At 41.8% G+C, this 20,592-nt stretch carries 17 protein-coding genes and 2 tRNA genes; 12 read left to right on the top strand and 7 right to left on the bottom strand.

The genetic code is table 11. The features are described from left to right. Window positions 1-10 precede the first annotated feature (10 nt). A complete protein-coding gene (locus L4D20_RS03310) occupies window positions 11-1,321 on the top strand; it encodes a glycoside hydrolase family 18 protein (RefSeq protein WP_428800125.1) in 1,311 nt (436 codons plus the stop codon). 136 nt (window positions 1,322-1,457) lie between these two features. Here the strand turns inward: L4D20_RS03310 and L4D20_RS03315 are convergent, their stop codons facing one another. The 4 genes from L4D20_RS03315 to L4D20_RS03330 all read right to left on the bottom strand — a co-directional run bounded on the left by L4D20_RS03315 (window position 1,458) and on the right by L4D20_RS03330 (window position 7,452). Beyond that, complete coding sequence (locus L4D20_RS03315; RefSeq protein WP_428800126.1) at window positions 1,458-1,640, bottom strand: hypothetical protein; 183 nt, start codon at window positions 1,638-1,640, stop codon at window positions 1,458-1,460. Between the two features lie 33 nt (window positions 1,641-1,673). Then, window positions 1,674-4,046, bottom strand: a complete 2,373-nt coding sequence (locus L4D20_RS03320; protein ID WP_428800127.1) for a fatty acid cis/trans isomerase — start codon at window positions 4,044-4,046, stop codon at window positions 1,674-1,676. 167 nt (window positions 4,047-4,213) lie between these two features. Next, window positions 4,214-5,902, bottom strand: coding sequence for an alkaline phosphatase family protein (locus L4D20_RS03325; protein ID WP_428800128.1), 1,689 nt, complete (start codon window positions 5,900-5,902; stop codon window positions 4,214-4,216). Window positions 5,903-6,213: 311 nt separating this feature from the next. Next, complete coding sequence (locus L4D20_RS03330; protein WP_428800129.1) at window positions 6,214-7,452, bottom strand: L-lactate MFS transporter; 1,239 nt, start codon at window positions 7,450-7,452, stop codon at window positions 6,214-6,216. 417 nt (window positions 7,453-7,869) lie between these two features. On the opposite strand from L4D20_RS03330, the gene L4D20_RS03335 reads away from it, so the two are divergent. The 8 genes from L4D20_RS03335 to L4D20_RS03370 all read left to right on the top strand — a co-directional run bounded on the left by L4D20_RS03335 (window position 7,870) and on the right by L4D20_RS03370 (window position 17,135). After that, the gene (locus L4D20_RS03335; protein ID WP_428800130.1) at window positions 7,870-8,412 is read left to right on the top strand and encodes a DUF3332 domain-containing protein; all 543 of its coding nucleotides are present in this window, start codon (window positions 7,870-7,872) and stop codon (window positions 8,410-8,412) included. 224 nt (window positions 8,413-8,636) lie between these two features. Then, window positions 8,637-9,413, top strand: coding sequence for an outer membrane lipoprotein-sorting protein (locus L4D20_RS03340; RefSeq protein WP_428800131.1), 777 nt, complete (start codon window positions 8,637-8,639; stop codon window positions 9,411-9,413). 4 nt (window positions 9,414-9,417) lie between these two features. After that, window positions 9,418-10,647 carry an ABC transporter permease gene (locus L4D20_RS03345; RefSeq protein WP_428800132.1) on the top strand — a complete coding sequence of 410 codons (1,230 nt, stop codon included), beginning with the start codon at window positions 9,418-9,420 and terminating at the stop codon, window positions 10,645-10,647. Next, window positions 10,637-11,854 carry an ABC transporter permease gene (locus tag L4D20_RS03350; protein WP_428800133.1) on the top strand — a complete coding sequence of 406 codons (1,218 nt, stop codon included), beginning with the start codon at window positions 10,637-10,639 and terminating at the stop codon, window positions 11,852-11,854. The genes L4D20_RS03345 and L4D20_RS03350 overlap by 11 nt, the downstream gene beginning before the upstream one ends. Beyond that, on the top strand, window positions 11,854-12,588 hold the full coding sequence (locus L4D20_RS03355) for an ABC transporter ATP-binding protein (RefSeq protein ID WP_428800134.1): 735 nt from the start codon (window positions 11,854-11,856) through the stop codon (window positions 12,586-12,588). Before L4D20_RS03350 ends, L4D20_RS03355 begins: the two co-directional genes overlap by 1 nt. After that, on the top strand, window positions 12,581-13,783 hold the full coding sequence (locus L4D20_RS03360) for a hypothetical protein (protein WP_428800135.1): 1,203 nt from the start codon (window positions 12,581-12,583) through the stop codon (window positions 13,781-13,783). The genes L4D20_RS03355 and L4D20_RS03360 overlap by 8 nt, the downstream gene beginning before the upstream one ends. After that, window positions 13,783-14,898 carry a patatin family protein gene (locus L4D20_RS03365; RefSeq protein ID WP_428800136.1) on the top strand — a complete coding sequence of 372 codons (1,116 nt, stop codon included), beginning with the start codon at window positions 13,783-13,785 and terminating at the stop codon, window positions 14,896-14,898. Before L4D20_RS03360 ends, L4D20_RS03365 begins: the two co-directional genes overlap by 1 nt. A gap of 236 nt (window positions 14,899-15,134) precedes the next feature. Beyond that, window positions 15,135-17,135: a HAMP domain-containing methyl-accepting chemotaxis protein gene (locus L4D20_RS03370; protein WP_428800137.1), complete on the top strand. Its 2,001-nt coding sequence runs from the start codon at window positions 15,135-15,137 to the stop codon at window positions 17,133-17,135. A gap of 98 nt (window positions 17,136-17,233) precedes the next feature. Here the strand turns inward: L4D20_RS03370 and L4D20_RS03375 are convergent, their stop codons facing one another. Then, the gene (locus tag L4D20_RS03375) at window positions 17,234-18,799 is read right to left on the bottom strand and encodes a methyl-accepting chemotaxis protein (protein WP_428800138.1); all 1,566 of its coding nucleotides are present in this window, start codon (window positions 18,797-18,799) and stop codon (window positions 17,234-17,236) included. Between the two features lie 10 nt (window positions 18,800-18,809). Next, a complete protein-coding gene (locus L4D20_RS03380; protein WP_428800139.1) occupies window positions 18,810-19,340 on the bottom strand; it encodes an SCO family protein in 531 nt (176 codons plus the stop codon). A gap of 325 nt (window positions 19,341-19,665) precedes the next feature. Between L4D20_RS03380 and L4D20_RS03385 the strand changes: the two genes are divergently transcribed. Together L4D20_RS03385 and L4D20_RS03390 are read left to right on the top strand one after the other, a co-directional pair. After that, window positions 19,666-19,740 (top strand) — tRNA-Gly (locus L4D20_RS03385). Between the two features lie 18 nt (window positions 19,741-19,758). Continuing rightward, window positions 19,759-19,833: transfer RNA gene (locus L4D20_RS03390), tRNA-Gly, on the top strand. 209 nt (window positions 19,834-20,042) lie between these two features. On the opposite strand, the gene L4D20_RS03395 is transcribed toward L4D20_RS03390, so the two are convergent. Then, a complete protein-coding gene (locus L4D20_RS03395) occupies window positions 20,043-20,264 on the bottom strand; it encodes a helix-turn-helix domain-containing protein (protein WP_428800140.1) in 222 nt (73 codons plus the stop codon). Window positions 20,265-20,381: 117 nt separating this feature from the next. Between L4D20_RS03395 and L4D20_RS03400 the strand changes: the two genes are divergently transcribed. Further along, complete coding sequence (locus tag L4D20_RS03400) at window positions 20,382-20,591, top strand: hypothetical protein (protein WP_428800141.1); 210 nt, start codon at window positions 20,382-20,384, stop codon at window positions 20,589-20,591. Window position 20,592 lies beyond the last annotated feature (1 nt).

Raw genomic sequence — 20,592 nt, forward strand, 5'->3', positions numbered from 1 at the left:
GGAGGTTACAATGAATAAAACACTAACAACGCTTGCGATACTGTCAGCTTTTTCTTTAACGGCCAATGCTGAAGATTCGATTGACTCGAAACCGGTAGTAGCGGGTTACTTTGCCGATTGGCAATATGAAAATGAAGACAACGCCTATACCGTTAAAGATATTCCAGCTGATAAACTGACCCACATCATCTATGCATTTCTTAGCATGTGTGGGCCACATACTGGCGCATCGAAAGCCGTGCAAATTCAAGTCGCGGAAGCTTGTGAAGGCAAAGCACCTTATACAGCCATCATTGTTGACAAAAAAGCGGCCCTTGAGCATGACTTTGGAAATGTTGAAGTGGATGTTAACTATAAAGGCCACTTTGCTCAGCTTGCACAACTTAAAAAAGATAACCCTTCAATTAAAATTTTGCCATCGTTCGGCGGCTGGACAATGTCGGAACCTTTTCATGCCATGGCGAAAGACCCACAAGCGATAGAGCAGTTTTCAAAAACAGCCGTTGCGCTCATTAACGAATACGCGTTTTTTGATGGAATCGATTTAGATTGGGAATACCCAGGTGGAGGTGGCATGACAACTTCTCCTTGGAACCCTAATACAAAGTTAACTGATGAGCAGAAAGCTGAAGAGCGCGAAGCGTTTACCTATTTGGTGAAAACCCTACGCCAAGATCTAGATGCATTAGCTAAAAAGACAACACGCGAATACGAATTGTCGACCGCAGTTGGAGTAGGGCCAAAAGCGGCGCAAATTGACTGGGACAGTGCACAGCCTTATTTGACCAACATGTTTGCTATGACGTATGACTTCCTTGGTGGATGGGGTCAGCAAACCGGTCACGTGACTAACTTACATGCGACCGAAAGAAGCTGGTGGGGGATGGGCGCAGACGTGTTCATAAACCAAATGATTGAACTTGGTATTCCGAGTGAAAAGCTTGTACTGGGTGCTGCTTTCTATGGCAGAGGCTGGCAGGGAACAAAGGACTACCAAGGTGGACTTCCATCTGGTGAGCTTGTTTCAGAAAAAGGTGCGGAATTTGGCACTGGAGAGAACGGTTACTTTATGTTCTGGGATCTCATGCAGAATTACAGCGATAAACAAGGTTACAGCTATTTGTACGATGAGCAGGCTCAAGCCCCTTACCTGTGGAACGAAGAGAGCAAAGTATTTATTTCATTCGAAGATCAACGCTCTATTCGAGCAAAAGCGGATTGGGCGAAGTCTGCCAAGCTAGGTGGGATATTTACATGGGAATTATCAGGAGATCCATCCGGTAAGCTTGTCGAAGCAATGTATGATCAGATAAACAAGTAATCGACAGAATGTGCTAACCATTAAAATAACAACACCCTGCTAGCAGGGTGTTGTAGTTTCAGCCTTTGAAAAGGTGTCTTTAACATTAAATACCAAACCTTTGTTTATTCAAAGCCCTATTTATTCAATAGCATAGCTATTTTTGATTAGGCGTTTGAATATCATTTACCACAATGGAGTTATCCTCTAAAGGATGCTCAGCTCGGTCTCGTAACACCTCTAGCTGATGCTCAAGCATATTAACGGTATCGTAATCAGCCTCAGAGCAAGCAATGTAAATCTGTTGCTCTAGAGCTTCGATACTATCTTTTAGTGCCATGATCCACCTCCTAGATATGCGTTGAGAACGAATTTACCTGTTCTCAAATCTATTGTAGTCAAGCAATCCAAATTCGATAGGTTGATCTTTCTTGTACCATGCATGTAATCGGTCGCTGAAAGGCCAGAATCTTGGATCACTCCGTCGAATACCAAATTGATCCAATAGCTTAATGTAGTCAACCTCATCCGTAATAGTTGACAATATTTTTACAAGTTTTGGCACATCTTTCTCACTCACGAGAAGAAAAGCCTCTGGATAGCTACCCAATACACCTTTAACTAAGGTTAAATCATCATTTTCTGGATCACGGTTACTTGCTTCGTCAAACAGACTCGAAATATTGGTATGGGCGCTATTGTGAAGAAGAGTAAAGACTTCATCGTTGCCCGAATCCGTTTCAATGATCATCATTATGGTCTCAGGCAGGTAAACAACCCCACCACCTTTTATTGCATCAAGCGTTCTTAATCGTTGCTCGTTCTCATTGGTAAGTCCTGTCTGTTCTATTTGGTAACGTGTGGGCAAAGCCGGACTCATTTGTTTCAATAGAATGTCATAGAGCTCTTGTTTATAGTTGTCTGTTTTAAATGGAACCTGACTTTCCTGAGCGAAAGGTCTGACATTACGCTGCATATAGTCACTCATTTGGCTGCTTTGATTTTGATACCAACTTGAATGCTCTATATGACGCATGTCGTGAGGCAATAGAGAAATAAAATTGGTTTCGCCTTCAAGTCGCAAAAAATCCATGAACATACGAGTCATTAACTGATGCCCAAAGTTGCCGTAAATATCAAACCCGGCAACAAGCAAATAGTGTATTCGCTCAAGTAGCGCGTAATCTAAAATCCACGCCGTTTTAGGAGGCGTCCCGACTAACCCTTGTACAACAGTTGCGCTATCAAAGTGCCTAAATATTGTAAGCGCAGCATTACTGTTCGTCCCGTCGCCATCCCAAATGATGTTCGTATCTAGGTACTTTCCTCGGCCAAAAAATTCATTAAGCACATCCGATTTCGCCTCTAAGTAGCGGGCTTGTTGTCTAGAATATTTTACCCAATTCACGATTGGCGTTGTGTTACTTTCAAGCTCTGAAGGCAACTTAAGGTTAATCTCTTGAGATTGATAAAAATCATTAATTTCTGGTATGTCTGCTTTTTCAGGATCGGTGAAAAACACCCAAAAACGGTCATTAATGACATTTAATGCAAGCTGCCCACGACATACAGGACCTTTGATGAATGCGCCGATTGTATTTTGAGAGTTATCAATCATAAATCGAAAGCGAGAGTGTACGGGTAAGTCAGTAAATGCGGTTAGGGGGTTGGCAGCCACACTAATTTTGTAGCTTGGTAGCTGTTCTACATGATAATCAGCATTGATGAACCACTCTTGCCAGTTGTTCATGCGTTCACGATTCAATGCAAAAGGAAGGTGAGTTTTACTGACGGTCGTCCCTTGCTCTGGAATCAATCGGTAATAGACACGTTCTACTTTTGGATCGTCGTAAGGTCGTCGAGTGACTATGCGTTCGATTGACTGCCCAGGGGGCGTCGCTGATCTGACCAATTTAAAATAACGTGGGCCTTTAGTGTTATCGCCTGACAATTCAAGCTCAGAAAAATAAAGGTTAGACAGAAATAAGTGCTCGTAGATATAGCGTGATGATAATTGGCTCTTGATTGATCTGTTATTTAGAAATGTTTCATATTCGTCGACAAGAACTTGCTGATCAACAGTAAGAGGGATTGGAGAGTTCATATTGGCTCCATTTTGGAGCCAAGTCATTAACGTTGAGTACTCTTTACTATCTAAGTTAGGCAGTCCGTAAGGCATTCCCCAAGTTGGGTAGTCTTGTTCGTATTGGTCAAACTCCTCAATTGAATGACATTCCTGTGCTCTTTCTGTCGAAAAATCAAAGCCTTCTAATTGCTTAACATTAGGCAGTGGGTGGTTTTCCTTTTGAATGAGCGATCTAGCGATTAGGCCTGCTTGAATGTTGGCGGTTGGCGTTTGTATACGTTCATTAAGTACTGGGTGAAAGCCCATATCACGCCATTCTTGAGTAGATTGCGCATCTTCAAAAAGACGGGTTTGTTTGGCTGCTGTTAAACGGGTTCCTTGGTAGACGAGTGATTCACTTGCTCCTCGGTCAATGCCTTCAACCGAAGACATCTTGAGCTGACATGGGGCGTCATAGCAAGCGTGGCATACCACACATCGATTATCGATGATTGGTTTGACCTCGTTAAGAAAGAATTCGGAATGGGGTGATGTAACATCAACTGTGCGCTGTTGAACTTCAGGCTTACCGAACAATTGATCGTAGTTTAGGCCCGCGTATGTAGCACACCCTGAAAAAATGATGATTAAACTAAAGGAAATTAACTTGCGATAATTCATGATGTTACCAAGAAAACATAAAACTTTTCTTAGTATACAACAAAATCCAACATCGTCGAATCTATGGTCTTCTTGGTATAAATAGTTTTTGGTGATGATTTGTGACTGAAAATAATGAAACAGAAAAGGGAGCTAAAGCTCCCTTTTAATACAGTGATTATTACCGTCTAACGATCAACAACTTCGTTAAGAACTGAGCCTGTTGAGCCACTTGGGAAAGTGATGCCGAGTTTATTTGAAAGTGTTGGCGCAACATCGTACGGTGTCACATCACGACTAATGCGCTGAGGTTTTATATCCATTCCGGCAAAAATGACAGGAACGTGAGTATCGTATCGCCATGGTGAACCATGAGTAGACGCAACGGACAGACCATCGAAATCGTTGATGTAAGAACGTGGTGCGAATACGACATAAACATCACCAGAACGAGCGGGGTGGTAATTGTTTTTGATCATTTCCATTAGTGGAGTATTCGGTACTTGGTTCTTTGCGATGTCATTGGTTGTGACGGCATGAACAACCCCATTTATTTTCATTAATTCATCGGCAACGACTTGTTGAACGTCGGCTAGATCCAGTTTTTTCTCAGCAATGATCTCACGGTTTAAGTAAACGTATGGGTGTGAATAGATTCGTATTGCTTCTTTTCCTAGGTCGAAGTTTTTCATCAACGCCGTTTCAACACTTTCATTTAGAAGCTTGTCTTGCTTAAAATATTGAGCTTGATTTAAACCCAAGCCATTCGCTGTTGGTGAAACTTCAGGAACACCGTGATCTGAAGATAGAACAATTAAAGTATTCTCTAAGCCTACTTGTTCATCGACTGATTTTAGTAACTTCGCTAGTGTTCGGTCCAGTCTAATAAGATTGTCTTCGGTTTCTAAGCTTTCTGGGCCATATAAGTGAATAACGTAGTCGTTTGAAGAGAAACTAACGGCTAAGTAATCAGTAAAGCTATTCTTACCAAGGTTTTCTTGCTTTAGTAAAGTGCTGGCAAAATCTTCAGTAATTTCATCACCAGCAGGGCTTAATGTCAGCATTGTACTGTAGTATTGAAAGCTAGATGGCCCATAAGGGTGAGGGAACGTCCTCTTAAAGCCTGCTAAATCGACTTTATTATCCGTACCCGTTTCAACAAGAGTGTAGTTCTCTTTCGGAAGAGATAAAGACCACTTAGTTCCCGAGTACTGAGAAGGCATGGCTTTTTTGTTCCATTGGTTTACCCATGTAGGGTAGCTGTCGTAATAATAATTACTGGTGACAAACTCAGACTGTGCTTTAGAGAACCAAAAGGCTTTTCCTGTGTGGCCACCTAAAGAGATTGCACCGCGATCTTTAATAGAAACAGAGAACACTTTAGACTTACCTGCACTTGATACAGTAAGTTCGTCGGCAAACGTCGTAGAAAGAATTGGCTCCGGAGAGCGGCCATCACCTTGAGCAGTACGTTGAGTCGGATCGATCTCTGTTGCTTTATCTACCCCAGCACCACTTGTCAGCATTGAATAGTTGCCATCTTCAACATTATAAACAATACGATCTTGCTGGCGATCGAACCAGACGTTACCTACCATCCCATGGACGCTTGGTGGTGCACCTGTGGCCAATGAAACGTGACCCACTATGGTTTCAGTATTGCCATGTTGATAGTGTGCGTTAGTATAATGAATCCCCTCATCCATTAAATAGCGAAAACCGTCTTCGCCAAAGTTGTGCTTATACCGATCCAAGAGATCGCCGCGAAGACCATCAACGGTAATTTGTAATACCAAATCTGGTTTGTTGACTTCAGCAAAAGCAGAGTGAGAACAAAGTAAAGCTATAGCTAATGTAGAGAGGGATTTTGCGTTCATAAAGCCTCTGTTTAAAGACATTTTGTGAGAAAAGGCATCGACTAACAACGAAGAATGCTGCCTTTTTATTGGCGGTAAACAGGTCAGTCAAAGTTCAGATGAACACTGTATCATAACGATTCATGCCAAGTAGTAATAAGCACTATTCACAGTATTGTGTTGTTTTTGTTTTGGATATGTGGTTTGAAATCATGATTAACAGCGTCAGGAGATCACGATATAGAAGAGCAGAGGTGTGAATAGAAATAGGTAATAAAAAGGCCCAACATTGAGTTGAGCCTTAGAGAATTTTTGCTTTTTAAGACTTAAGGTTATGCGTTAGCAGCTTGTAGCTGATCAGCGCTTACTTCTTTAACTGGCTTAGTGATAATTGCAAGAACCACACACACTGCCATCATAGCTGCTGAGATAGTGTAAGCTAAACCGTAGCCACCATTTTGAGCCATTGAATAGCCAACAACTGCAACACCAAGTGCACCACCAATACCCCATGCAGTGTAAAGAACACCGTAGTTAGTACCGTAGTTTTTAAGCCCATAGTATTCAGCTGTTAACGATGGGAATACAGCTAATAGCGTACCGTAACCAACTGCAGCAATTGCAGTACCGATGATGAGAGTAAACTCTGAATCGAAGGTTGCGAACAGAACCATGTTCACGCCTTGCAGGATAAATGCAAGAAGCAGAGTACGCACACCACCGATTTTGTCAGACAGGATACCTGCACCAACACGACCAGCAGAGTTAAATACCGCAAGAATAGACGCTAAGTAAACTGCATTTGGTAGATTCGCTTGAACGCTAGCGATGTTAGTGATGTTACCAATGACCATCAGACCTACTGACGCCGCAAATGCGTACATTACCCAAAGAGAGTAGAACTGAGGCGTTTTAAGCATTGCTTTCCAGCTAACGTCCGCTGACTTTTTAACAACAACAGGTGCTTGACCTTCTTTAACTTTAGGCTCAGCAGGAACGTAATCTTCTGGTGGGTTATTGATTGTGCACGCTAGTGGTACAGCAATAACCAATACACCAACACCAAGAATCATAAATGCCGTGTTAATACCTAGATCGGTAATCAGCATTGAAGTTAGTGGAGCTAGGTAAATAGCAGCTAGACCGAAACCAGCAGCAATCAAACCATTAACCATACCTTTCTTCGATGGGTGGAACCATTTCATCGCAGAAGGAGAAAGACAAGCGTAACCGAAACCGATACCAGCACCTGTGATTACACCGAACGTGATGTTCAGCATTAATACAGAGTGAACAAATCCAGAAGCAATCATGCCTAGGCCCGTAAGCAACGTACCTAAGATAAGGATCTTACGTGGGCCCATACGGTCTTGAAGAATGCCTGCAACTAAAAGGCAGATAGAGAAAGTAATAGTTGCTGTCGCGTACGGAGAAGAAGCATCAGCTGCGCTCCAGCCAAAGTCGGTAACAAGCGCTTTGTTAAATACACTCCAAGCATACAGGATGCCAAGACAAAGGTTGATACAGAATCCTGCTAAAAGGATGCGCATGGCTTTATCGATCTTGCTCATTTTTAGTCCCAGTGTTGCTTCTCGAAAGAAGGCATGGTTAATCATATTTATTCAAAATAAGTTTGCGTTTATCAACAGATATCGCAACGAGCGCGGATTATAACCAATATAAATGTGATTGGAATCTCTTTTTGACATAAACAATCATTTAATTTCAGCGTGTTAAATCATGCGTGTGATTGTTAAAAGTATGTATTCCTAAAGTGGCGTTCTTAATTTTGAGAACTGGATGCCTTGACGCTCTAAGTACACGTAACTAAAGGGTTTGCATGTTGAATTGATGGATATTTAAAAGAGTATAAGTAAATTTGATACAAACTTAACAAAGTCAGGTTTTGGTAATGAAGTGTGTGGAAGTGTTTCAAAGTGTGATCGGGATCGTTAGGATGCGCTTCTTCAAAAAAAGTGGTGGTCAATATGAAAATGAAATCTTTAAAAATTGCAATTGTCGTTGCGCTAGGTGCTTCTTCTTTAACAGGTTGTATGGGTCAAATGGCAACAACGGGAATGGTCTCTAAATTCAACCTAGAAGTTGTCGATAACCGTTACGGACGTGAAGGGATGTTTTTACTTCTTTCTCCTGTTTATGGTATCGCGAGTATGGCCGATCTATTTATCTTTAATGCTGTAGAATTCTGGACAGGTAAAAACCCGATTACTGGCAAGTCACCAGCAGTTGTTGATACTCCAATGAATTCAATGATCAAAGTAAACGGTAGCCTAGACAAATCGCTAACGGAAGTTCCATTACAAACAAATAATGTCGACGTTGAAAAAGCAACGATGAGACAGATTGATGAAAACACCATGCAAATGGACATTTCATACATTGATGGAACACAAAAAGTACTTCGTGGCGAAAGAAGTGAAGATAGTGTCGCTTTTTACCTAAATGATGAATATGTCACGACTGTTTCAAATAATGAACTCGGTAACTATATCTCTTCAGTTACGATCTAATTTACTCTGTTACAAAGAATTAATAACCGAATCTCAGGAAGAGAGACGAGTTTGTTAAAGAAAGCCTTTGCTCTTGCGAAGGCTTCTTTGTATCCAAACTTAGACAAATAAATGAATAATTCTATTTATCTGCGCTTAGAGTCAAGTTTTGTGTGATTATTCAATATAAAGTATGCATGGATTGTTATATTGGAGGCCCAGTTCTTTTTAGCTAAAAGGTCTCTATGTATCGTATATTCTCGCTGATCATTGCAGTCTCTCTCACTTTCTACTCCTCCCTTATTGCTGCCGATCAAACCTCAGTTGTTCAATTAAACCCGACCCAAATAGTAGAAGAGTCAGACAAAGCGATGCGGGGCGACTCTAGCTACACAGAGTCGACAATGGAGATCATTCGTCCAGACTGGCGTCGTTCAATGAGTATGAAGAACTGGACTAAAGGCACTGATCTCTCGATGGTGCTAGTAACAGCCCCAGCGAAAGACAAAGGCAGTGCTTCGCTAAAACGGCATCGAGAAATGTGGAACTGGGTGCCAGCCATTGAGCGTGTCATCAAAATCGCACCGTCAATGTTGAGTCAATCGTGGATGGGCTCTGACTTTACTAATGATGACCTGATTAACCAGTCTTCTATCGTCGTTGATTATGAGCATGAATACGTTAAAGAAGAGGTTTTTGACAAAGATCCAGTGTGGGTCATTGACGCAATAGCAAAACCTGACGCGCCCGTTGTTTGGAGTAAAGTTCGATTGTGGATATCGAAAGAGACCAATTTACAGCGTAAAGTTGAGTTTTATGATGAGTTCGAAGAGCTCGTTAATGTGATGCAGACCTTCGATATTAAAGAAATGGGCGGGCGTGTATTGCCAGCGGTCATGGAGATGATTCCAGTTGATAAAGATGGACATAAAACTGTTATGACAACTCATCAGGCGCAGTTTGACTTTGAGATAGGCGATGACTTTTTCTCATTAAGTCAGATGAAATCTTTAAGGGAGTAACCATATGCTGATTAAGCTTGCGTGGAGAAACCTATGGAGGCAAAAAAGAAGAACAATTTTGACAGCGTCGGCGCTTGCATTGGCGTTGTTTCTCTCGTTAATGACGAGAAGTTTTCAAGAGGGGAGCTATAGTACGAATATTGAAAACGCTGCTCGTTTTTATACTGGTCTAATTCAGATTCAGCACCCGGAATATGCTACCACCAACAGCATTGATGATGTTATTCCACAGACCGCTAATTTTATATCGATGGTTCAAAATTACCCAAATGTTGAAAGAGTACTGCCAAGGGTTGAATCCGTGGCTCTAGCCTCAGCAGGTGAGCGTTCAAAAGGGGTCATGGTTTTAGGCGTCGACCCAAGCCGTGAAGATGAATATTCAAATATTAGTGGAAAATTGGTGTCGGGAAGGTTTATTCACGCAGACGATAAATCTGTGCTTGTTGGTGAGAGTCTGGCTAAATACTTAGGCCTTATCGTTGGAGATGAACTGGTATTATACGGGCAAGGCTATCGCGGCCAAACGGCGGCAGGTTTGTATAATGTAGCGGGTATATTATGTTTCCCTTTACAACAATTGGATAATCAGCTTGTCTATATGCCGATAAAAGCGGCGCAAACGCTGTATTCAGTGGATGGCCTTGTAACAAATTGGGTAATTGACGTTGTTGACCTTCACCTTTTACCAGAAACACTAAAAGAGCTGCAAAAGGAGTATCAACCCGAAAGTGTTGTTAAAGGTTGGCAGCAGTTATCCCCAGAAATGGCTCAGCAGATACAAATGGATAGGGCCGGTGGGATTTTCTTGATTTATGTTTTATATGGCATTGTTGGGTTTGGGCTTTTTGCTACTATTTTGATGATGACACTCGAGCGCCAACGAGAATTTGGAGTCATGCTAGCAACAGGGCTCGTTCGAAGTAAACTTGCCACCTTAATTCTTATCGAGTCGACCTTTATTTCTGTTATCGGTGTTGTTATTGGGCTTTTGGTAAGTGCCCCTTTTTTACTTTACTTTCATTTTTACCCCATAGAAATAACCGGTGAAGCAGGTCAGCTGATGCTTGAGTCGGGATATGAACCGATCATCCCTGTTGCTATCGAATCTTACCTCATCATTAATCAAGTGATTACTGTTATTAGCATGATGGCGCTGTGCCTGATTTACCCACTCATTCGTATTGCCAAATTAAATGTGGCCTCGGCCCTAAAAGGAGGCTCTCATGCTCATTAAACTGGCTTGGCGAAACCTTTGGCGCAATAAACTACGCACCTCAATTATCCTGGGAGCCATGGTGTTTGGCCTCATGGGTGTTACTGCAATGATGGGTTTTATGTCTGGTTTTGTTGATAGCATGGTAAGCAACGCGATTCGTTGGCAGACAAGCCATATCCAGGTTCATAACTCATCCTATGTGACTAACCCTGATATATCAGAGCTTATTGATGATGGGTCCGAGCTTGTTGGGAACATTCATGCGATTAATGGTGTATCACATATATCGACACGTTTTATTGCTCAAGGAATGGTAGCCTCAGCGCGAAGTAATAGAGGTGTGCAGATCATTGGCATTGATGCAGATACTGAAACTAAAATAACACCACTTTCTTCTCATATTAAGCAAGGGGAGTGGTTTGATGGCAAAGGTCGAAACCCTGTGCTGGTTTCGGTAAAACTGTCAGAGCGGCTTCAGCTTAGAGTTGGTTCGAAAGTTGTCTTAACCTTCACTGACGCTCAGGGCCAAGTGGCAGGTGCTGCATATCGAGTTAAGGGGATATTTCAAACACCGAACAGCGCCTTAGATGATGGCAGTATTTTTGTTCGTAAAGCCGATCTACAAAAGACAGCGAACATGAAGGGCGTACACGAGATCGCTATTATAGTTAATGACATTGACCAAATCGACAGGGTTAAAAAGCACGTTATTGACTTTTCGACAGCAGATACACGGGTGCGAGACTGGAAAGAGATACAACCGATGTTGTCAACAATGATGACAACTATGGATGTCAGTAACCAAGTTATTCTAATCATTTTTGTTATCGCCATGATGTTTGGGATCATCAATATCATGTTGATGTCAGTGTTTGAAAGAACCCAAGAGTTTGGTGTTTTGATGGCCGTTGGAATGCAAAAGCACAAAGTATTTGGTTTGATTATGCTGGAAACCACCTTACTTGGTATGACAGGGTCTCTATTAGGGATCGCCTTTAGTGTGTTAATGATCAAACTGATGAACATTAATGGCATCTCACTGGGTGGTTTGGCCGATGGGTTAGGCGCGTATGGTATAGATACTGTACTGTTTCCACGCGTCTCCGTTCAAGAGTATCAGATGATATTTACTACTGTCCTTATAGCGAGTGTGTTTGCTGCTATCTACCCTGCAAGACAGATCCTTAAAAGACGCCCAGTCGATGCGATGGCGGAGAAGAACTAATGACTATAAAACTACAGCAGTTATGCAAGACCTACAATCAAGAGACTGACTATCCAGTACATGCAGTGCAAAGTGTTGACTTGATTATCGAACAGGGGGAGTTTGTCGCGGTTATGGGACCATCTGGGTCGGGTAAAACGACACTGCTTAACTTAGTAGGTGGGATCGATTCACCAACTTCAGGTTCGGTCTTCATTGATGGTTGTGATATCTGTACGTTGCCTGAAAAAGAGTTGATTGGCTTTCGTCGAGATCACATAGGCTTTATTTTTCAAGATTACAGTTTGCTACCTGTGCTAACTGCACTTGAAAATGTTGAGTTTGTGATGCAGTTACAAGGTCACAAAGAGCAAGAGTGTAAGCGGCGTGCGCTACTGTTACTTGAACAAGTAGGGCTAACAGAGCAAAAAGATAAAATACCAAGCAAAATGTCAGGCGGACAGCAGCAGAGAGTCGCTGTAGCGCGCGCATTAGCACCAAGCCCGCGCTTTGTGATGGCCGATGAACCGACGGCGAATCTTGATGCAAAAAGTACTTCTGAACTATTAGATATCATGCAGCAATTAAACGAGCAAGAAGGGACCACCTTTATATTTTCCACTCATGATCCAAGGGTGATTAAACGTGCAAAGCGGGTGATCGTCTTTGAGGATGGAAAGCTAAAAGAAGATAAGCGGGTAATACCTGAAAATAGAGTGGAAACCAGCGTAGAGACTGAGACCGTCGATGCATAATCAATGGCTGAACAAGAGGCTTTTGAAAACCTCTATAGCAATTGTAATCATATTGATGACTAGCGTTAGCTGTTTCGCTCAAATTCCAGGTCTTGCTCCTCAAAAGGCATGGGACTTAAACGGCTATGTTAAATACATGGCGACTTACAACGTGCCTGATGAGTTTGATAACAGTGCTGATCATTTAATCCACCAACGTTTCAATTTCGAGTATCGCTTTGGAAGTGGATTTCGTTTTAACGCCGGCATGCGGAACCGAGCGCTCATGGGAGATAGTCTTGATATCCCAAACTATTCGGACTTCGTTGCTCTAGATAATGGTTATATGGATTTAAATAAGAATTTAAAAACAAGTAATGATGTGATCATTAATAGCCAGTTTGATAGGCTCTTTTTTGACTGGAAGGGAGAAGAGTGGAATGCAAGGGTGGGGCGCTTCCGTATTAACTGGGCTATGAATACGGTTTGGAACCCAAATGACCTGTTCAATGCTTACTCTATCTATGACTTTGACTACGAAGAAAGAGCGGGATCAGACGCCATTTTGGTAGGCAAGAAACTGGGTTTCGCCGATGGATTCGAGCTGATTGCTAGTCCAAATCAGGATGGCAGCCTAAATAGCTATTCAGGGCGCTACTTTTCAAATATATCTGGCTGGGATTACCAATTAATAGCCGGTAAATCACTGTTAGATACAGTTTTCGGTGCGGGTTTTGCTACTGATTGGAAAGGTGCTGGAGTGCGAGGGGAACTGACTTGGTTTGACCCTAGTGAAGAAGAGTATAAAGGCATTAAGCAAGAGCAGACGGTAGTCGCCAGTATAGAAGGCGATTATAGCCTTGGTGGTAGAAGAAACTGGATGGGCCGAGTCGCATGGCTTTATATCAGTAACCCTTTGGATATCGATAATGCTCAATTATATTTAAGCCTACCACTAAGCGCCAAAACACTAAGTTTTACCAAGAATACAGCTTATGTAGACGTTAGCTTTGATATTACACCACTCAACCGTACAACATTATCCGCCAGCTACTATCAAGATGACTCCTATTTCATTGGGCTCACAAATAGTTACTCTCTTGCTAACAATTGGCAGCTTCTTGGCGTTATTCAAAGATTCGATGGCAATCAAGATAGCCTATTTTCTCAAACAGCGGCGACACTCTTCTTCGCTAATATCAAATGGAGCTTTTAATGACAGACCCAATACTAAGTGCTTTGGTTGTTCAAGGCGGCGGTCAAAAAGGCGCGTTTTCGGCTGGCGTTCTTGACCAATTCAAAACACAAAATTACGACCCGTTTTCTATCTATTTAGGGACATCAGCAGGGGCGCTTAACATTGCCGCTTTTATTGCTGGTCAAACTGGGTTGGCACTCGATTTCATAATTAATTACACCACGAATCAACGCTTCTTTGACTTTAATAAATTCGTTAAAAATGAACAGCCAATGGATCTTGATTGGGCGTTTCAATTTGTCGAGCGAGGCGAGTTTCCACTCGATATTAGCAAAGGTAAAGAGAAACTTGCTCAGCCGTATCTGGGACGAAAAAGGGAGGCACTCGCGTGCGTTACTCATGTAGAGGAGCTTAAAGATTATTATTATCCGATCTTTGAAGATAATTGGTTTGATGTGCTTAGAGCAACCAGTGCTATTCCGATTCTCTATTTTGACGATATAGAGTTTGATGGGGCGACGTGGGTAGACGGCGGCGTTTCTGCGACGATTCCCGTTCAAGAAGCTTACAGGCGCGGTGCTAGAGAGTTGGTCGTTATTACAACCGATCCCATTTTGCATCAATCAGAGGTAGAGCCTAAGGAGAGTGCGTTTTCTCAGATATCTCTTGAGGTTGAAACTGGTTTGGAACTGTTGGTTCAAAAATATGGATTAGTTGGTCACAGAGAACGACTTTACGAATTTCAGAATCAATTTACCCACGCAATAGACCAGCTTAAGGTTAATTACCCCTCACTAGCCTCAAGTAACAGTAATAGAAATTGGGTCCCAGAGGCTGAGAAGCTCGCCTATTTAATTAAAGAGCAATCTATCAAGCATAATTTTTCGGGTGAGAAATCTAAAAAAATGGAAATGCTGGTTTCGCATTATCTGAATCATGAATCGGTTAAAGAATTCATGAACAGCCCTCCCGAAGAGACGTTGATTCATGAAATTGCCCCTGTGACCCCACTTTCCAGCAAAGGGTTATTGAGCGGGAAAGACGACATATTGAGCGATTACCAACAGGGACGATTAGCTGGAAAGGAATTTTTAAGTAATAAAAGTTTATCAAATGATGAGTCACTCATTTAGGTTATGCGTCCAATAGTGAGTTTATCAATACATCGACAACCGACAAAGAGTGATAAGCAATAGAGAGTGGTGGCCTCTCTATTATTCGTTAACTCAATGAATTATAGGTGTTATTGCTATAATATGGCCGTACATTACTACTTAGTACTTTATAATTAGAAAAACGATACACATCTATTTAACATTCCTCTCAATAGCGTTATATTGTCTCACCAGCTATTTATAGGAGTTAATGGATGAAACTCTCGATATCAGGGAAGTTGCAGCTGAGTTTTCTGCTACTTGCAGTACTTTTTATCGCATCCGCATTTTTTGCATACCGAAGCGTAACGACTGTTGAAACATATACTCAGTCACTTTTAGAATCAGATCTTCCGACAGTGGATACGAGCCGCTCTCTACAACAATCCGTTCAGACCAGTATTTCAACTGTGCGCGCGTATATGTTATTGGGTAGTGACGAATCTGTTGGATCTAGACAATTGGAGGCGATAAACAACATTATTGCCTCAACGGATGAGCGACTTCCAACTCTCGAGGCGCTTATCTCTCCGTCTGAATATGAGATGGTCAATGGTCAGTGGCTTAAACTAAAAAATCTAGTCACAGAGATCACCGAACTCAGTCACAGTGATGAAAACCTACCAGCGCATAGCCTATTTATTAATGAAGCGGCCCCAATCGCTGAAGTTGCACTTGATCAGATTCAAGGGCTAATCAATGAAGAGTCCTCAAATAGAGAGGGCGAAAATCGCAAACGCCTCTTTAAGCTGTATGCCGATAGTTATACGTCGTTATCCAATGCCTTAGCGTCTATGCGTGATTTTCTACTTTATGGAAAACAAGATTATTTAGACAAATACGCTGATTTTATAAAGATTCACGAAAAATCGGTTGCTGAAATTGAATCGATGAAATCCCTGATATCAAGTAACGATGTTGTGTTATGGGATCTATTCAATGAGATGCAACAACTCTATTTCCCGTTGGTTAAGCAAGTAGTAGAGCTAAGACAGTCAGCAGGTTGGAACTTAGCGAACCAAAAAATGGCTGATGAGTTGATTCCTACCGCTGCGTCACTCGAGCAGTCGTTGGAAAATCTAGTACTTACCCAGCAAAAACAAGCGGATAATACAGGGCAAGAGATCTTCAGCGCCATTTCGAAAGTGATCACGTTGCTGATTTCGGCTGGTCTAATTTCGCTTGTTGCTGCGTTCACTATTTCTAACTATATGGGCAGAAATATCGGCCGTCGTATCAGTCGGATCTCTAAAAGAGCTCAGCTAATAGCAAGTGGTGATGTTTCGCAAAAGCCTTTGAATGTTGAAGGCAGCGATGAACTTTCAAGTTTGACTGATTCGATTAATCGTATGAACCAGTCACTTGCCAATATAATCCAAGGAGTAACGGATAAAGCGCAACAAGTCGATCAAAGTATTACAGGCTTACTGAATGCGAACCAGAAAACGCTTAATAAAATATCTGGGCAAAAAAATGATATTCAACAGATCGGTCAACAGTTAAATGATGTGGCTGAATCGGCTCAAACAACGGCTCATCATGCGAATCAATCAGTGAAAACATTGGCTCAATCAAGTGAGCTTATTGATCAAGGTTCGGCGGCATTAGGTGAAAACAAGCAAACGGTCGAACAACTCTATTCGACTATTGAACAAGCGAGTAATGAAGTTACAACATTAAGTCGTGAAAGCGAGGCAATTGGTCGTGTTACCGAAGTCATTGAAGGATTGGCCGCACAAACGAACTTACTGGCATTAAATGCCGCGATTGAAGCGGCCAGAGCCGGAGAGCAAGGGCGAGGATTTGCAGTCGTTGCCGATGAAGTCCGTTTATTGGCAACTCGCACAACGGAATCCACCACTGAGATCAACCAAATTGTGGATGCTATCCAGTCGTCGACGTCTTCAGTTGTTGATGAAATTGAAGCGAGTAAACAACTTGCTCAGCAAGGTTCACAGCACACAGAGCTGGCCGTAGAAAAGCTTGTTTCCACGGTAGAACAAATAGAAATGTTAAGCAGCGAGATGACTGTGCTTGCCAATGCTGCGGAATTACAATCAGATTCCACTCAAGCTATTAACACAATAATGGGGGGCGTATCTGAGTCTATTAACGATGTTTCTAAAATTGCGGAAAGCACTCATGCAACATCGGTTACCGTAAAAGAACAGGTCGTAGAGCTCAATACAGAAATGAACCAGTTTAAACGGGTTTAAATATTTAATACGTCGACCACTCTTATAAAGAAAACCCATGGTTGTTTTAAACTTCCATGGGTTTTTATTTCACAATGTCTTATTTATTAAGTGACTTTTTAGCGGAGTGTAAATCCTTTCAATAATGTGCTCATCTCTTGCGCCTGATTTTCTAGTTCTTGGGCGCGTTGAGCATTACCTTCCGAATCAGCAAAAGACTCCGAAGAGAGGAGGTTAATCTTTTCGGTATTTTGATTGATCTCTCCTGTAACGGATGTTTGTTGCTCGGCAGCCGTCGCGATTTGCTGGGCCATATCTGATATGGATTTGATTTGAGCTGCTATCTGTTCAAAGCTTTGGCTTGCATCGGTTGCTGCTGTAACACTAGAGTTGGCGAGGTCATGACAAGTTCCCATTGCAGAAACCGCCGTGTTGGTAGTTGATTGGAAGGTTGCAATAACTGCTGATATTTCTTCAGTCGAGTCATGAGTTCGTTGAGAGAGAACCCTTACTTCATCAGCAACTACAGCAAATCCTCGGCCTTGTTCCCCAGCACGCGCTGCTTCTATCGCAGCGTTTAATGCTAATAAATTGGTTTGCTCTGAAATACTTTTAATCGTCGCAACAATGCCGTGTATTTGTGAACTGTTTTGCTCTAGGTTCGAAATAATCTCAGTTGCAGATTGAACTTGTTCTGCAAGTTGGGTAATTGATGTCTTACAAGTAACGGCAAGTTTTTCACCTTCTTCACTGATTTTTTCTGTTTTAACGGTGACGTCTGCGGCATGCTCAGCATTATTGGCAATATCTTGAGTCGATGCCGTCATTTCTGTAACGGCTGTTGCGACCATATTAACTTCTTGCTGTTGCTGGTTTGAACGTGATGTTTGTTGCGCCGCTTTACTGCTCGTTTCGCTCACATGAGCAGACAAACTCTCATTAATGGATTCTATTTTTAGTAGCATCTCTCTTATTTGAGTGAAGAATGCATTTACCTTGGCAATTAATGTCGACTCGACTTCGCTCTGAATTGACACGGTGAGATCGCCTGTCGATGCTTTCTCAATTACGCCTATCACGGAATTAGATTCTACAAATTGTTTATTACCTTCAAAGATGTAGTAGGTCGAAATTATTAAGGCCATGACGGCGAATACAACATGATAGATCAACGGAGCTAATAGCCCCCACGAGGTTTGAGTACCCCATGAAAATACCAATAATGGCGCACCAAAGATTTCAACTCCAATACTTTGGCAGTAGGTTGTCGTAAGGTGATGTGCGACCGTAAATACAACAAAAGTCGCGACTGGGATGATGTCTCTATAGCGTATTAAAATGGTGAAGCCGAGGAAAAATAGAAAGTGACCTTCTCCTAGTCCATTGGATTGTTGTACCGTAATAGCCATAAGTACGACGAGTGCAGTTGCCATAATCATTCGGCAGAGCATACTTCCTGCCATCGTATTATAGGCTGCAACACATATTATACTAACAAATATACCCCCTCCAATTCCGAGGGAAAAATAGCCGTGCTGCCAAGGGGTAATAGTGGCGACGATAAAAGATAGGACAATAACGACAAACATCACAACGCGGTCGGCTTGCATGAAGTCTTGTTGAAATTTATCTTTAAGAATCCCATTGAGTTTGTTGCTATAGCAAACCAATAGTGTATTTAGCATTAGATATCCCTCACTTGTTTAGCTCTCGTCTTATGTCATTAATTGAAAAGCTTTTAGGGTTGTAAACCTTGCTCACTAGCCATTCTTGGTTTTTTTTTGTTAATAGGTAGGTTTTACCTTGATGCGTTATCTGTGCACCGGTTTGGTCATGTTTTAAACCGAACAGGTTGTCGATACCACTCTGCGTTTCATTATCCAGATGATAAGCAATGAAACTGTGGTGGAAAGTCTTAGCAAAGGCTTCAGCCCGTTGTTGACTGCTATTCGTATCAATATCAACAAAAACAAGCTGGGCGTCGGTTGAGCCTTGAGTATTTTTAAGGTGAGACAGTTTTGCTAGGGCGGTCGGACAGGCATCACTGCAACCTTGGAAACCAAAAAAAACGAGCGCGTGTTGAGTTTCGATAGATTCAAGAAATGAAGGTTTGATTAACTTACTTGTCGACTGTGGGATAAAAGGCAAAGCAAAGACAAAAGAGACAAGAGCTAAAAATAGCAAACTCCCAACAACGATATGTTTATTTCCTTTGAGTGCAGTCATACCAAACTAATAAACCAGTATTGTTAAATTACTTAATAGTGTAGTAGACGATGCTTAGGCTAGCTATGGCAGACTGTTTAAGCATGGAGCTAAGTTGTTGCGAGTTAGGGTAGAGCGAGGTGTGACGTGAGAGGACAAGTTATATTTACTTATCGTGCTGGTAGAACAACAAGTGTAGAGTAAGAACAACGTTGTCCATTTCGTGCGCTTTTTGAGTGATATGAACGCTTATTGGTGAAGCTTTGCACACTTAGATGCTAAAGGTAAAAAAAAGGTTTTCTTTTCAGGTATATGTGGCATTATCTACCTCGTTCCAACGCGATGTGCGTACATCGTATAATGGCTATTACCTCAGCCTTCCAAGCTGATGATGTGGGTTCGATTCCCACTGTACGCTCCAATATTACATCGTCTCTATGCGTGCATCGTATAATGGCTATTACCTCAGCCTTCCAAGCTGATGATGTGGGTTCGATTCCCACTGCACGCTCCATATAGCTCAATCCGAGCGAAATTTCTCTTAGAAAATCTGGTCACAATTTAGAATATAATTGTAGCGCTTAATGGCGTGTTTTCGTGTGTCTGGCGTTTGAGCAACAACTTACTATTTAACCCTTAAAGTCGACTGTGACCATTTTGAGACCACAGTGTGACCGACATGGTATTATTCATTCAATTTTGGTTTGTTTGAAGACGTGTGACTTAGTCTAAGCACTGCTCATTATCGGGAACTACTTCGAGAAGCTCACCAACGGAGCAATCCAAATATAGGCATAGCTTTTCTAGCGCTTCAAAATCAACACGGTTATTAGTTTCATGAAAGAGTCGATTAACCGTACTTCTATTTATCCCTGTATCCCTTACTACATCAGCAATTTTTAGTTTTCTAGCACCAAGTAAAGTTGATAGGTGGCATTTGATCATTTCTATAAAGACCTTAAATGTTTCGCTAAAGATACAAAATGGTGTTGACAGGTTATAATTTATGCCATATTGTTTCTCTAGAGCTACAAATTGTAGCGACAAAGATAGGAAATGATTATGGCATATACCTACCTAACAACAGAAGAGCTTTCTTTGGTAATTAAATACGATCAAAGAGTAATTCGTGAGCAACTTAAAGATTCTGTGTTGTTTGAAGGCATCCATTACATTCGTCCATTTGGTGGAAGAAAAATTCTGTTCATTTGGGAACGAATAGAAGAAGAGATGCTAAACGGAATAACGATCGAATCATTACTTCTGAAGTAGG

Source organism: Vibrio kyushuensis (assembly GCF_050337325.1).
Classification (GTDB): Bacteria; Pseudomonadota; Gammaproteobacteria; order Enterobacterales; family Vibrionaceae; genus Vibrio; species Vibrio kyushuensis.